The sequence below is a fragment of the Methanosarcina baltica genome (assembly GCF_055394095.1).
Genome location: NZ_AP042463.1, coordinates 838,303 through 852,656, shown reverse-complemented (window position 1 = coordinate 852,656; position 14,354 = coordinate 838,303). Strand labels below are relative to the sequence as shown.

9 protein-coding genes are annotated in these 14,354 nt (G+C 48.0%); 1 reads left to right on the top strand and 8 read right to left on the bottom strand.

The genetic code is table 11. The features are described from left to right. Positions 1-1,019: 1,019 nt before the first annotated feature. The 8 genes from mtaA to ACZ5QV_RS03635 form a co-directional block, all read right to left on the bottom strand. On the bottom strand, positions 1,020-2,039 hold the full coding sequence (gene mtaA / locus ACZ5QV_RS03670; protein WP_464601269.1) for a methylcobamide:CoM methyltransferase MtaA: 1,020 nt from the start codon (positions 2,037-2,039) through the stop codon (positions 1,020-1,022). 155 nt (positions 2,040-2,194) lie between these two features. Further along, positions 2,195-3,799, bottom strand: a complete 1,605-nt coding sequence (locus tag ACZ5QV_RS03665) for a TCP-1/cpn60 chaperonin family protein (RefSeq protein ID WP_464601268.1) — start codon at positions 3,797-3,799, stop codon at positions 2,195-2,197. Beyond that, positions 3,796-5,745, bottom strand: coding sequence for a hydantoinase/oxoprolinase family protein (locus ACZ5QV_RS03660; protein WP_464601267.1), 1,950 nt, complete (start codon positions 5,743-5,745; stop codon positions 3,796-3,798). Before ACZ5QV_RS03660 ends, ACZ5QV_RS03665 begins: the two co-directional genes overlap by 4 nt. A 213-nt stretch (positions 5,746-5,958) precedes the next feature. Further along, positions 5,959-7,878, bottom strand: a complete 1,920-nt coding sequence (locus ACZ5QV_RS03655) for a methyltransferase cognate corrinoid protein (protein ID WP_464601266.1) — start codon at positions 7,876-7,878, stop codon at positions 5,959-5,961. Positions 7,879-8,473: 595 nt separating this feature from the next. Beyond that, positions 8,474-9,280 (bottom strand): helix-turn-helix transcriptional regulator, encoded by an 807-nt coding sequence (locus ACZ5QV_RS03650; RefSeq protein ID WP_464601265.1) that lies wholly within the window; start codon positions 9,278-9,280, stop codon positions 8,474-8,476. 23 nt (positions 9,281-9,303) lie between these two features. Beyond that, entirely contained in the window at positions 9,304-9,435 is a 132-nt protein-coding gene (locus ACZ5QV_RS03645) for a hypothetical protein (RefSeq protein WP_464601264.1), read from the bottom strand. A gap of 23 nt (positions 9,436-9,458) precedes the next feature. Further along, entirely contained in the window at positions 9,459-11,522 is a 2,064-nt protein-coding gene (locus ACZ5QV_RS03640) for a GAF domain-containing protein (protein ID WP_464601263.1), read from the bottom strand. A gap of 198 nt (positions 11,523-11,720) precedes the next feature. Beyond that, on the bottom strand, positions 11,721-12,764 hold the full coding sequence (locus ACZ5QV_RS03635; protein ID WP_464601262.1) for a PAS domain-containing protein: 1,044 nt from the start codon (positions 12,762-12,764) through the stop codon (positions 11,721-11,723). 454 nt (positions 12,765-13,218) lie between these two features. Here ACZ5QV_RS03635 and ACZ5QV_RS03630 point away from each other — a divergent pair, with 454 nt between their 5' ends. Further along, positions 13,219-14,223, top strand: coding sequence for a PhoU domain-containing protein (locus ACZ5QV_RS03630; RefSeq protein WP_464602024.1), 1,005 nt, complete (start codon positions 13,219-13,221; stop codon positions 14,221-14,223). Positions 14,224-14,354: the final 131 nt, after the last annotated feature.

Here is a 14,354-nt window from a genome sequence, read left to right as displayed (position 1 = left end):
TAAACCTATGGTTTAACACGACTCCGAAGGAGGCAGGGAGGGGTAGTTCACTAAGTTTCAAATACAATCATATCTTACTATTTATTGCCTATATCTAATATATCTCTTTTTATATTTCACACTCTATATATTTTATGATGTATCCATTATATCTACGATTTTCCACAGTTGATTTATAAAAAATCACATATCTCTTGCTATCGTTATCGAATCAATTTTCAAAAATTTGAAGCTTGCATCCTAATTGTTGCTATCAAAAAAGCGAAGATCAGAGAAACCTTTTCTATCTTGAAATAGCAGAGGACTCCTTCCTCGATGTTTTTAATTGAAAATTAGAAACTCCTGTTAAACCTGTGGTTTAACACGACAGCCGAAGGCTGACAGGTGGGGTAGTTCACTTCCCAGGGTTGAAATGAACGAGAGATCAAAGGGACAGGTTAGAATAATTCAATAATTTTTTAGAAAAAAATGATAGCAGTAAAATAATGAAAATTGAAAAGACATCTGCGAAAAGTGGGTGATAAGGTTTTTCAAACCTGGAAATGGCGAAACCAGGTTTGAATGTCGGGAATTTCCAAACCTTTTTTAATCCCAGAAATGGCAAAACCGGGGTATAAAGTCTGGTAGTTTCCTGAAACCAGGAGGTTTGATGCCTTTCATGCCCGGAGGTTATGGGCCTGAGGCAACGCCCCTCTTTTGAGGCCTGATGGTCCGGCTCGGCAGGGGTCCTTCAAAATGGCAAAGCAAGTTCCCTTTTTACCGGATTTCAGGTATTTTACGGATATAGATCCTAATACCCGGGCATCCACATTTAAATGGCAAATCTGTGCTGTCCGGGAAGGCGTTACAGGTCTATACCCCACTTTTCTGGAGATATGTTGGTAACAGTGCTTTTGAGAGAGGGATGAACACTGTCATCAGCGTGATAAATTTTTCTGGAGATCTTTGATAACAGTGTCTTTTTATGGAGGATTGGACACTGTCATCATTCTGGTTCATTTCTTAATTTTCAAAATTTTTCAGGCGTAGTACTCGTCTCTTGTAGCGACCATGGCCTTGATGTTTTCAAGAGGAGTCATGGGAGCAATTCCGCAGCCGGGGGCCAGTACATCGATGCCTTCTTCAAGGGCCCGCTTTGATTCGGTCTTGATTTTGTCCTCGGGGCCAGGAAGCAGGGTGAAGGGGCTTGAAATATTTCCTATAAGGGCTGCTCTGTCTCCGATGACCTCCTTGGCCTGCTTTACACTGCCGATCTTTTCCTCAACACTGAGTCCTTCAAAACCACAGTCGGCCATGTAGCTCAGGACCGAGTTCACGTTTCCGCAGATGTGGAGGATGGTAACGGAGTCCACACTTCCGGAGAACTTCTGGAGTCTGGGCTGAAGGCTGTCTCTGAAAGAGTCCGGGCTCATAAGGTCCGGGGAGGCCACGGGGTCTGCAACGGAGATTATGTCAGCGCCTGCTTCGACCATTGCGTTTGCGTAGATGATTGCAGCTTCAGTTGACAGGTCCAGGACCTGTCCAAAGAGTTCGGGTTTCTTGATGGACCACTTCATGAAGGACTTCACGCTTGAGAGGTCAGAGGCAATGGTAATCGGGCCTTCCATACCCCCGATTATGGGGACTTCAGGGCCGACCTTTTCCCTGACAAGCTTTATGGCTTCGAGTACTGCGGGGATTCTACCTCTTTGCAGGAGGTCTTCGGGAATTGCTGCATCGTCCAGGGTCTTTGGGTAAGGGTGGCCCGTGACAGAGGGCTGCCTGTTCTTTGTTCCCATGTTGATTTCACAACCCATTGCCTCGACAAGCACGGTCAGGCAGTAGGGGACTCTCACGGCTTCAAGCCCGCTGAGTTCATAGTTTGCGATAGAGAGTTTTGCCATGAGTTCAGCATCGGTGTGGGATTCCGGCCAGGCTGCACCCACTTCGTCCATGAGTTCCACAATTCCTGTCTGGGTTACGGAACAAACCGGTACTTTGTCAACAGCTTCGCCTTTCAGGGCGGCTAAAAGTCTCGTTTTCATTGTAAAATTGCTCATATCTGTCACATCTCTGTCCATAAATTTTGTTATATCTATAATCGTAATTTTCTAATAGGGGATACTTATTATGATAACAGTGCCTGGAAAATGGGGGTTATCAACGTTCCAGGCACTGCGATCAGCGTAATTAATCTCCGGTTTATTTTCCCTGTTTATCTCTTAGGGATGATTTCGTCAATCCTGAGGATGTTACGGGCTGTTTCGCTGGCTGAAACGAGGGCCAGTTTCTTGATGCTCGCCGAATCATAAACTGCAGGGCCTTTGTCCGTGACCTTCCTGTCGGGGTTTATCCTTGCCTCGATCCCTCTGGAATAGGCCGTCCTCAGCTCCACCATAGCGTCAATGGGGTTCATTCCTGCGTTCCTGGCAAGAGCTTCCGGGATTTTCTCCAGAGCTTCGGCGTAGGCCTGCACTGCGAGCTGTTCCTTTCCCTCAAGGGTTGAGGCAAAGATTCTCAGCATGTGCGCGAGCTCAAACTCGATGGCTCCTCCGCCCTTTACAATGCTCCTGTTTTTTCCGAGGAAGGCCGCGGTATTCAGAGCGTCATCCACAGCCCCTTCTACCTTTTCGAGCCAGTATCTTACAGGTTCCCAGATCAGGATGGTGGAAATCGCTTTTTCTTTCACGGTGACAAAGACGAAACTTTCCCGGTTTCGCTTCTCCACTCTTACACCGTCGGCTTTTCCGAGATGGTGGGGGAGGATCTCGTCTCTCATGCTCATAAGTGTCGTACCCGTGGCTTCGGCCAGTTTTTCCAGGTCCTTCATTTTGAGTTTCTTGAAAGCCAGGATTCCGCCGTCTCGCAACAGAGTTTCGATATAGGGGTCAATGTCGCCTTCGCAGAAGAGGACGTTTGTCCCGGCGGAAATGATTTTATTCGCAATTTCCCTGCACATCTCTTCCTTTCTTTCCCCAAAAGCCCTGGCCGTCTGGAAAGAATCCATCCTCAGGTTGTGCTGGGGGTTCAGATACTCGCTTTTGATTTTCAGGTCATAGTTCAGGAGGAGCACGGCAGGTTTCTCAAACTCTTCCTGCATATCGGACCTTGCCGGGCTTTCGTCGAGAATGACCCCCTCAAGAGTCACTATCTCCGGCCCACCCACCTTTTTCATGACCTTCACGTTCCGGTTCAGGTCAAAACTCTTTTCCCGGACTTCGTTAATGTGGCCTACAACCCTCAGGACGGCGTCAGCAATCTCTTCTGCCCGGGCTTTTTCCATCCCTTTGCCCATGGCGGCGCAGGCAACGGTCGTGCGCATTTCCTCCTCATCTGCCTGCTTTACGCTGTACTCAAGCATTTCATAGGCTTTTCTGAGGGCGAGGTCGTAGCCTTTGATTATGGTTGTGGGGTGGACTCCGGCTCTGATTAATTTGATAGCCCCGTTGACCAGGCCTCCCGCAAGGATGACCGCGGTCTTTGTCCCGTCTCCGCAGGTCCTGTCCATGGCTTCCGCAAGTTTCTTGAGGGTCGTCACGATCGGGTGGAGGATGTCTATTTCCTTCAGTATGACCTTCCCGTCGCTTGTTACAAAAATATCATTTACAGGGTTTACGATGAGCTTGTCCATTCCCCGGGGACCCAGGGATGAAGATAAAAGTTCCCCGATTTCCGAAGCCGCTTTTTCAAGCTGGTCGATCAGTCCATCTTCTTTTATCGCTTCTTTAATCCCTATCTTGTCCTTTATACCCTGTCTCAGGGATTCCATGGTTTCGGGCATCTGGCTTGTTTCTGTATGGGGGTTTATGACTGCGCTCATGCTGTTATTCTCCCTACGGTCCCCACTCCAACTCCTTCAAGCCGGGTTTCCAGGGGGTTTTTACCTGCACTGCTCACATCATTTCTTTTAAGGTCGAATTTTACATTATCCGTTTCCAGCCCGTACCCGTCCATGTATTCCGAGACAAGTTTTTGGCTGAGGGAAAGCCCGTAATCCAGGGCTTCCCTGTATTCCTCAAAGCTTTCTTTTCCGAGTTCGGAAAAGACCGCGTACCCATTGTTTCCGGAATCAAGGGGCCGGATGAGCACTTCGGTCCTGCGGATCACTTTGCCTGCAAGGGCTCCCACGGCGTTTCCGACTTCATGGTAGGCCGGAACCCTTATGTCAGCGTCTATTATTTTTTTCAGGGCCTCAAGATAAGGTCTTACCGGGGCTCCGACGAGCACCACAGGGACTTTTATGCGGAAATTCAGGAAGTCCCCTTCTTTAAATATATTCTCAATGTCTGCTTTCTTCAGGTCCCTGGCAAAGAAGGAAATCAGCTCAAGAGCAATTTTTCTCACTGCCCTGGCCTTGACTTCCGCGGAAAATTCTTCCTCTCCTTTTTTCAGGTAGTTTCCAAGGATTTTTGCTCCGAGTCTGGAAGCCCTGGCGTCCCACTGCTCGTATTCCCCGAGCACATGGAGGGCATCGGTCGGAGTAAACCCGATCTGGCTCACGTACCTTTTCCGGACCAGGGTTTGCAGGTACGAAGAAAACAGGAGGGGGTGTTTTCCTGAGCGTTCTGAAATTTCGAGGATTGAGAGGGGTTCGGGACCCAGGTACTCAAGGAGTTTTTCTTCCTGCTCCTCAAGGTCTCCTCCGTACAGTCCCCCGGAGTCCGGCTCGTTTCTGAGGTAAAACACCGTGGGTTGTATGGTCTCGTCCATTATGCGTTCGTTTATGCCTCCGTTCTGCCTGAGCGCGGTTTCAAGTTTCTCCAGAAGGCCTGGAAACTGTGTTGCAGCAAGGCAGAGGGGGACTACTCTTCCGGGGCCGAGGGAAGGTTTTCTTTTGATCCAAACGAGGCTGTCTCCGCCAAGCGCCGAGGTCTCCATCCTGATGGCCCTTACCATCGTCTTCCAGTCCCCTACTTTTGCGCCCGTCTCACTGATTTCGGGAATTCCCCCGCTTATCATGGCTATGTCGGTGCTGGTGCCTCCGATGTCAACGGTTACGCAGTCTTTTAAGCCTGTCAGGTAGGCAGCTCCCACAAGGCTTGCGGCAGGTCCTGAAAAGATAGACTCCACAGGTTTTTGCAGGGCCTCTTCAATACTTACCAGAGACCCGTCGCATTTCATCATCATGAGGGTTGCCTTAATCCCCTTTTCTTTCATCACGGTCTGGACAGCTCCTATAAACTGTTTACTGACCGGGATGAGCTGGGCGTTCAGGAGGGCCGTTGAAGCTCTTTCGTAAGCTCCGAGGCTCTGAGAGAGTTCGTGTCCGCAGACCACGGGCAGACCTGTAAGTTCCCGGATTATTTCCTTTACCCGGAGTTCGTGTTCGGGGTTTCTGACTCCGAAATAGCCTGAAACCGCAAAGGCTGTGACTTTGTCTTTAACCTTCAGGACAAAATTCCTGATTGTTTCGAGATCTTCTAAGGGTGCGATTTCATTCCCGTCGTTGTCATGCCCGCCATTGACGGATATCGCGTAAGCCCCGGCAAGTTTCTCCGGAACGCTGTGTCCGATAAGGACCAGTCCTGCAGGGTATCCCTTTCCCTCAAGAGTGGTATTAGTGGCAAGAGTGGTTGAAACCGAGACATACTTTATACTCTTCAGGTATGCGGGGTTTAAACCGTCAAGTGAATTTTTTATTCCTGTTATTAGGTCGGGATATGTTGTCAGTGCCTTGTTCGAATCGATTACTGTTCCTTTTAACATGTCCATAATTGCAGCGTCGGTATAGGTTCCGCCCGTATCAACGCCCAGCCCAAGATCCATGGCATCGCCTCCTTTTCCGCTGAGTTTTAAGAAACATTTCTCAGAAACATTTTTCAGAAACAGGTCTCGTCCTTTCTTCCCTGGAGACGGGAAATTAAGGAACGGGAAAGTTAAATATGAAATATAGGGGAGACAGGCCCTCACTCAGTGATTTCTGCCTCACTCTATGGTTTGTATTGTTGTATATCTGTTCTTTATTCCAGGATGATCTCTTTATCCCATGTTGCTCTTCTGGAGTTCCGGGCCGAGTTCCTTTACGGTATCGACCATTGCTTTTACGGTGGTCAGCGGGCCGGCAGGTGGGATTTCACAGCCAGTAGACAGGATGTACTTGGACTGGAGTCCGCTCTCCTTGAGTACGGGGATTACGTTTTCGAGCAGAGTCCTGGTGTCGTCGGTGACCTTCTGGACACCTGCAGCGGAGCCGTCCATGAAATCGACCGGGTTGACTTCTCCCATCATACAGCACATGTCTCCGTATTTGGGGATGAGGTCTGCGTAGTTTTGGGAGCCCTTTTCTTTTGTCTTTTCGTAGTAGGCGTAGCTGAAGAGGGATGTTCCGAACTTCTTGATCTGGGTCTCGAAGTGAACCGCGTCCGCACAGTTGTGGATCATGTAGGGCTGGTTGTACTTCTTGTAGAGTGGGATGTGCTGGTCGTAGACGAACTGCCCATCGAACTTCCAGTAGTCTTCCTCGCTCATGATGATGTTGTTGGACCAGAGGTTATCCACACAGAGTCCGTCACAGGCGTCTTCTTCGAAGAAGAGCTCGGAAAGCTGGCAGATGTAGTCGGTACACTTCTGAACTCCTTCAAGAACAGCTTCAGGGTTGGTCTTCATGTCCATAAGGACCCTGTCCGCTCCCATGAGCTGGGTAAGGGTGAGAAGCGGGCCTTCGTGGAAACCGACGAAGGGGGTGTTGAGTTCCCTGTTGAGTTTTTCCTTTGCCTTCTTTGAAGCCATGACAAGGTCGTAGCCCCGGGTGCCTTTCTTGAGTTCGGGGACTTCGAGCTCCTCGTAGGCTTTAAGGTGACCTTCGGAGGAGGGGGTGTCGTCTTCGGGGTATTTGATCTTACATCCGAAGTCCGCGGAGGTTGCGGAAAGGTCAATGAGCCCCACAAACATGTCCATGTCCAGGTACTTGGACCCGAGGAAGGCGCTCTCTACAAAGGCGTCTTCGTTTGTTGCGTATTCCTTGTAAGTTGTAGGTACAAACTTCCTGAGCACTCCACAGGCAAGTGGGTAGACAGGCAGGCGGTCAACTTTCTTGTCGCCAAGAGCGGCCAGGGTCCTGTCCATGTGGGACATTTCTTCGGTGGTCTTTACTCCAATATTTTCGAATTCTGCCCTTTCAAATTCTTCCTTGATCATTGTGGCAGTTGCCAGGCCGATGTCTACTTTTTCAGAGACTCCCTTCTTTGCCAGGATCTCCCTGTATTTGATCTTGCCCAGGTTGACCTTCTCGTCACTCCAGCGTTCCTCCGTAGTCCCGAGTTCCTTTACAATTTCGGTTGCCCAGGTGCTTGCGTGCAAAGCGTCGGGGTGGGTAGAGTCCGCGCTGATGGATGCTGCATATTCTTCTGAGACGGGGGCTCCACCTACCATGACTTTCATGGCATCGCGGATCCCTTCTTCTTGGAGGATCTCAATGACCTTTTCCATGTTTGTCATGGTCGTGGTCATAAGCGCGCTCATGGACATCAGGTCGGCCTTGTGCTCCTTTGCGGCCTCCACAAATTTCTCTATGGGGACATCTGCGCCCAGGTCAATCATTTCAAACCCGTTTGCACTGAGCATGGTCTTAACAAGGTTCTTACCTATGTCATGCACGTCTCCCTCGATGGTCCCTATAATACCTACAGCCTGTTTGGAGGCCCCATCTTTGTTCATGTGAGGGACGAGGATGTCCATACCTGCGTACATTGCTCCGGATGCGAGCAGGAGGTGGGGGACAAAGGCTTCTCCTTTCTCGTACTGGTCACTGACAATTGTCATTCCTTTTGCCAGGCCGTTGATGACTGCTTCATAAGGGTCAACGCCCATATCGAGGGCTTTCTGTGCAAGTTCTTCTGCTTCTTCGTCTTCTCCCTCGACGACAGCTTCCGCTAATTGGTTCAGAATATCGGTTGACATAAAAAAAATCTCCCTGTATCTTTTTTTAAGTTAAATGCTTCTTACTTTTTTGATAATCCCTTTGTTAACAGGGAAGCGGTCCCGTTCAGTTTACATTTTACGGGGCTTATGTTTGTAACCGTTTACCACCATTAACTTCTGTTTCTTACATTCTTTTTTTAGAATATAACCTAAGCGCAGGCATCAGATTAACGGGGTTAACACCTTTCCCGATGTTAATTTTTCATATTTGCCTGATTTTATACATCTACATGATTTCATGCATTTCCCGGATTTCGTGGAGCTGGCTTATCCGGTCAAAGGCTTTAATCTGATCAATGGCTTTGATCTCCTCAGGCCAGATTTAGGCAGATCAAATAAGTGGCCTGATTCTGGCAGATCAAATAAGTGGCCTGATTCTGGCAGATCAAATAAGCAGCCTGATTCAGGCAATCTTAAAAAAAGAGGTTGTGTTTTGGTCAACTCCCCATCCCTAAAACCTTCGCATGATGGCGAAAGTTTTTGAGGACCGGGCATCCGGTTGAAATATCTGAAAAAAGTGAATATCTGTTCCGTAAGCGCTGGAACAAATAAGGTGAGGGAATCAATGGTTAGTTCATGCCCCGGGAATTTCTAATTCTTTTTCCGTTATCAGATTTGAGTTTTTCATGTAATGCAGGAAAAGGTCTTCTCCCCATTTCAGGGCCGTCTCTTCGGAACTCATCATGGCGTGGTTGTGGAATATCCCGTTTTTGTAAAATAGGGAGATTGCTATGAAGCGGTCCGTTACAACGCTTGAGGCCACCTTGATGGGACAGTTGCATACAAAGATGTTCGCGTTTTCCCGGGTAAGGTATTCCTGAAGTACTGCACTGTACTCGTTTTTTAATCTTTCAAATATGGGCTTTGTTATTATCAGGCAAACTTTTGTTCCTTTCTTTATAAGCTCTATATAGGTCGATGAATAGGCCGGGTTAAAATAGGAAGAGATTTCCATGACCTGAGTGGACCGGATCAGTTTTTCCTCGATTCTTTTTGGAGTTTCGTACATTCTGTCAAGTTCCGGTTCCACGAATTCACAGTGTCCGAGTTCCTCAATCCTCTCCAGCAGGTGGGGGGGGATTGCGCTGATGTTGTGGTTTTCCCAGTAATCCTTGTTTTCCGAAAACACCCTCAGGGTGTTTAACAGGGGGTTCATCTTCTTGACAATTACTACCCCTATGTCCGAAAGCCTGTAGAGGTCATCCTCATGGATAATTAACCCCTGGTTGATGAGGATCTTGATCTGGGTCATGATCGCACTGGACGTCACGTTCAGTATGTTTTTGATCTCATCAATATTCCGGGTTTCTTCCATTAATAATAGCAGAAGGTCTTTCCTTTTATCGGAAAGGAAGAGAGTGCCTAATAGTTCAAGTTTCATCGTAATTCTCCAGCCCTTTGATTTTACGTTTTTCTTCCTGCTCTCTTTTTTCCTGAGGATGCCGGGTTTTCGTCTCCTCCGAATTCCGAACCTACCAGTTTTGAATTTTCCGGTTTTGAATTATTCAGTTTTGAATATTCCTTTGTTATCTTCATCCTTTCACCCCTCTTAACCCGGTTTACGTGCCCTCTTCCGAATCCGGGATTTCCCTGGGCAGCCTTACATGCACGGTGGTCCCTGAGCCTTCTTCACTCTCAACCCAGATCTCTCCGTTATGGGCGTTGACGATATTCTTGCCGATGTAATAGCCGTATTCGAGTCCCTGGTATCTGCGGGTGGGGGAGTCTTCCACCTGATATATCCTGTGGAAAAGGTGTGGGATCAACCTTTTATGAATTCCTGTCCCGCTGTCCCTGACCGTTATGTGGATATTATCGGCTTCTTCTTCGGCTTTTACTTCCAGTTTTCCTCTGCGGGGGGTGAATTTGATGGCATTACCTACCAGGATGGTCAGAAGTTCGGTCAGCTTGCTTCTGTCTCCTTTTATGGGTGGCAAATCTTCAGGCAAATCCCTCACAACATCCAGTTCCTTTTCATCAATCAAGAGGATCATGTTCAGGAAAGTATCTGAGAATATTTTATCGAGCTGGACCCGTGTAAAGGCGTATTCTATCTTGCCTGCCTGTTCAAGGCTCAGATAGAGGAGGGAATTTACCATATTTTTTAGTTTTTCCGAACTGTTAATAACCGTGTCTATTGCCTTTTGCTGCTGCCCCTCTACGGCTTCCCAGGTCTCGTAATCGATAATCTCACTGTAGTCCGCCTCGGAAAGGTTTTCCTCTATGAATTCCGCTTTTATTCTGTTAATGGACCTGAGTTCTTCATTGGACTTCGAAAGTTCTTCCGCATAGGTCTTCAGGGCATCTTCAAGCTGTTTTCTCTGGATGAGTTGCCACATGCCCTGGGTGAGCAGGGTTACCTGGCGTAAGTCCGATTCATCGTAGTCTCTGTCCGCGTTCCCGACTCCTGCGACGGCGACAATCCTTTCTCCGTCAAACACGGGCACGCTCATATGCCGGCTCAGGTGGACATGGTCTTTCGGGTAGCCTTTCTTGAGCGGGCTTGGAGTTTCATAGTCATTTGTAATTATGGCTTTTCGCTGCCGTATGGCTTCTCCCCAGAGCCCCGTGGTCTTGATGGGATAGATAAAACGCTTGTCTTCGATTGCGCACTCTTCCATTGCACTCTTTGACCAGGAATGCATGACAAGGGCGGTCTCGTAGGCGTCCATGAAGGCCAGGTATCCCAGTTTACTCCCGGTCAGCCGGACGGCTTCTTCTCGGGCAAAGTCCGTTATTTCTTTTAAGGAAGCTCCGGCCATCCGGTTAAGTTTCACCAGGGCTTCGAGCCTTTCCTTGTTCAGCCTCCGGGCAGCTTCCGCTTTTTTGCGTTCAGTCACGTCCCTGGCAACCGAGAGGATTGTTTTCCTGCCCTCATAATCAATGATCCTGGCATTTACCTCCAGGGGGATTCTCGTCCCGTCTTTGCAGATTGCTCCGGCTTCAAATATCCGGGAGCCTTCGGTCCGGATCTTTTTCATGTTTTCCCTGACCGAGTCCCAGTACTCAGCTGGAATGATCTCTTCAGCTTTCATTTTCAGGATTTCTTCTTTATCGTAGCCGAGCCGGTCCACCACAGCCTGGTTTACGTCCATGTAGGTCTTTCCGTCCGGTTCGCGGATGTAGAGCTGGTCGTTTATATTGTTAAAAACAGTCCTGAATTTGAGTTCGGATTCTCGAAGGGTTTCTTCTGCCAGTTTATGCTCGACCGCAATCGCGGCAAGCTGGGCGTTTGTCCTGAGGAACTCTATCCCCTCTTTATCGGGCCTGTTTGTTTCTCCATAGTAGATGGAAAAGACTCCAAGCACTTCCCCTCCGGCTGAGATGATTGGTTCCGACCAGCAGGCTTTCAATCCTGCTTTTTCCGTAAGTTCCCTGTATTCGGTCCAATAAGGGTGTTCCTGCAGGTTATCGCTGGTTACCCGTTTTCCGAGATAGGCCGCGGTTCCGAAGGAGGCAGCACCAAAACCTATCCTGAAACCGTCGGTTTCCTGCCTGTAAAATTCCGGAAGCCCGGGGGAGACACAGTAAAAAAGCCTCTCTTTTTCCCTGTCAAGCAGCATTACCGAGCATAAAGAGCCAGGTCTGGCTTTTTCCACGTTCCGGGCCTGGAGGAGGAGCACTTCTTTGAGCGGTGCTCCGGACGCCAGTTTTCCCAGGACCAGGTTCTGGCCTTTTATCCGCTCTTCGGCCTGTTTCTTTTCGGTGATGTCGAGGACGATTCCCTGGTAGTGGGTTATCTCTCCTTTCTCGTTCCTCTGAATCAGAGTCCTGTCGTCTATGTGGCGGACCTCTCCTGACTTTGTCAGGACCCTGTACTCCTAGGTGCACTCCGTGTATCCTTCTCTGGAATACCTGGCCACTTCGGCAAGTATGCGTTCCCGGTCTTCGGGGTGAACTATGTCCAGGTATTTGATTTTCCCGGAAGTGAACTCTTCCGGGGTGTAACCCAGTCTTCTGATATTTTCCGCAGTAAATTCCACGGGCCAGCCTTCTTCCGTCCCGCAAAGGAAGACGTAAAGGGGACTGCTGTTGATGACTTCTGTAAGTTCGTCCTTCTTTTTCTGGGCGAGGTGCATTGACTCTTCTGCTTTTTTCTTTTCGCTGATGTCCAGGATAATTCCCTGATAATGTGTGACCCTGCCTTCTCCGTTTCTTCGGATCAGGTTTCTTTCCTCAACGTAGTGCGCATCCCCGTCCTTCGTCAGGACCCTGTATTCCTGAGTCAGCTCCTTTTTCCCTTCCTCAGCGGCCCGGGAGGCTTCCGCCCATACCCGGGCCAGGTCTTCGGGGTGTATGATATCGGTGTAAAGGAGCTTTCCTGTGGTGAATTCTTCCGGACTGTATCCCAGTTTTGTGATATTTTCCGATACCAATTCCACAGGCCAGCCTTCCTCGGCCCTCCATAAGAAGACGATTACGGGACTGCTGTTTATGACCGTTTCGAGTTCTTTCTTTTTTTCCAGGGCCTTCTGCATTGACTCTTCTGCAATTTTCCGCTGCGTGATGTTGTATACGGTGCCCTGATAGTGGGTCACTTCCCCATTCTTCCCGAACTGGACACGGATTTTCGCTTCCACCCACAAAACATCCTCGGAATCTGTCTGGATCCGGTACTCCTGAGTAAAGTCTTCCCGGCCTTCCTCCGAATATCCGAAAATTTCAGCCTTTACCCGTTCCAGATCTTCCGGGTAGACAATGTCAAGGTACTGTAAGTTCCCGGAGATGAACTCCTCTTCCCTGTACCCGAATTGACTGATGTTTTCACTGAGTAGTTCTACCGGCCAGTTTTCCTTTGCCTTGCACAAAAAGATAATTACAGGGCTGTTGTTAATAAGTGATTGAAGTTTAATGTCAAATTGCATTGTGGTCCTTTCCCAAGCTTTTTGTTCTCTGAAACATCTTTTTTCGAACTACTGGAGACATCAGGGTTAGAGAATTATCCGGATTTTGAATTTTTCTTCTATTTTTTTGACCTGCTTTGAATCAATATTTCCACTCTTATTTTGAGAACTTATAATTAATGCATGTTTCCTGATTGTTGACCAATTACTTACGCACATCCTTATATATTATTATATTTTATATTTTCAACTGTGAATTTGTCAGGGGCAGCGTCCTTAATTTGTTTGTTTTCCTGCAAAAGTTAGAATTTTTGTTTTGATCTCTATTTTTTTAGCATTCTCTATATCTTTTCATGTTTTTAAAATTTTTTTATTTTCTGTCTTTAGATCTCAATATCTTCCCCTACCTGCTGGATACTCTTTTATATGCCAATGTTCTATATAGATGCCGTATAATCTCTTAGGGGGTTTCATCATTACCAAGGATAAAAGAAAAGTTCAGTTTACAGGTAATTCTACTTACATTGTGTCTCTGCCTATAAAGTGGGTCCGGGAGATCGGACTTTCCGCAGGGGACATACTCACTCTTTCTCCTATGCCCAACAAGACTTTGCTCGTGTCTTCAGGTGCGACTTCCAGAGAACATTCTTTTCTTAAGGCCACTATTGAGTACATCCATTCCGAGAGTGCGGAGAACAACCTCAGGATCCTGATTTCTCATTACCTCGTGGGATATGACGTCATAAGGTTGACCACTCAGAAAGGCTTCAGCGCTTACGACCGGAAGTTTATCAAGGATTCCGTACGCCAGAAACTGATCGGGCTCGAGCTTGTTGAAGAGTCCAGGAACGAGCTGGTTTTTCAGTGTCTCCTGAACTACAACGACCTGCCTCTGGCAAGGGTAATCAAGAATATGTATGGGCTTGTCCTCTCCATGCTTGAGGACTCGATGAGTGCACTTCGGGACCATGACGTCGAAATCGCCGAAGACGTTATCCAGAGAGACGATGACGTGGACCGTTTCTACCTGCTCTCGGTCCGTCAGCTCAAAGCTTCCATCGAGGACATCGAACTTTCCGAAAAGATTGGAATCGCGCATCCAAGGGACTGCCTGGGCTACCGGCTTATCACAAAGAGTATCGAACGTGTGGGGGACCATGCGGTTCGGATTGCCAAAAACGTCATAAAGATGGAAAACAGCGTGAAAAAAGACGACTCCATCTTCAAAATGTCCGATCTCTCCAGGCGGGTTTTCGAAAGTTCCATCGACTCAATGAGCCAGGAGGACCTTCAGGCAATCAACGATATCGTTGTGGAAGCTAAAAAAGTCTCCCAGTTCGGGGTCTCCCTTGAGTCTCATGAATGGGCCGGGGAAGATAAAATAGAACTCACCATGATCCTGGAAAGTCTTAGAAGGGTTGCTGAGTACAGTGCCGATATCGCGGAAGTTGCCATTAATATGAACATAAAGGTTTCCTGAGTTTTCAGGGCTTTTACTTTTTTACTTTTTTTTGAACGATTTCTTTATTTTTTAGTTATTTTCTCTATTTTTCATTTTCCCCATCATTTCGATTTTTTTCTTGCCTGATATCTCTGCTGTCATTTTCTGCA

Bases quoted from the DNA above. Each gene is read 5' to 3' on its own strand.
- mtaA (WP_464601269.1), bottom strand. From the start codon at position 2,039: ATGAGCAATTTTACAATGAAAACGAGACTTTTAGCCGCCCTGAAAGGC.
- ACZ5QV_RS03665 (WP_464601268.1), bottom strand. From the start codon at position 3,799: ATGAGCGCAGTCATAAACCCCCATACAGAAACAAGCCAGATGCCCGAA.
- ACZ5QV_RS03660 (WP_464601267.1), bottom strand. From the start codon at position 5,745: ATGGATCTTGGGCTGGGCGTTGATACGGGCGGAACCTATACCGACGCT.
- ACZ5QV_RS03655 (WP_464601266.1), bottom strand. From the start codon at position 7,878: ATGTCAACCGATATTCTGAACCAATTAGCGGAAGCTGTCGTCGAGGGA.
- ACZ5QV_RS03650 (WP_464601265.1), bottom strand. From the start codon at position 9,280: ATGAAACTTGAACTATTAGGCACTCTCTTCCTTTCCGATAAAAGGAAA.
- ACZ5QV_RS03645 (WP_464601264.1), bottom strand. From the start codon at position 9,435: ATGAAGATAACAAAGGAATATTCAAAACTGAATAATTCAAAACCGGAA.
- ACZ5QV_RS03635 (WP_464601262.1), bottom strand. From the start codon at position 12,764: ATGCAATTTGACATTAAACTTCAATCACTTATTAACAACAGCCCTGTA.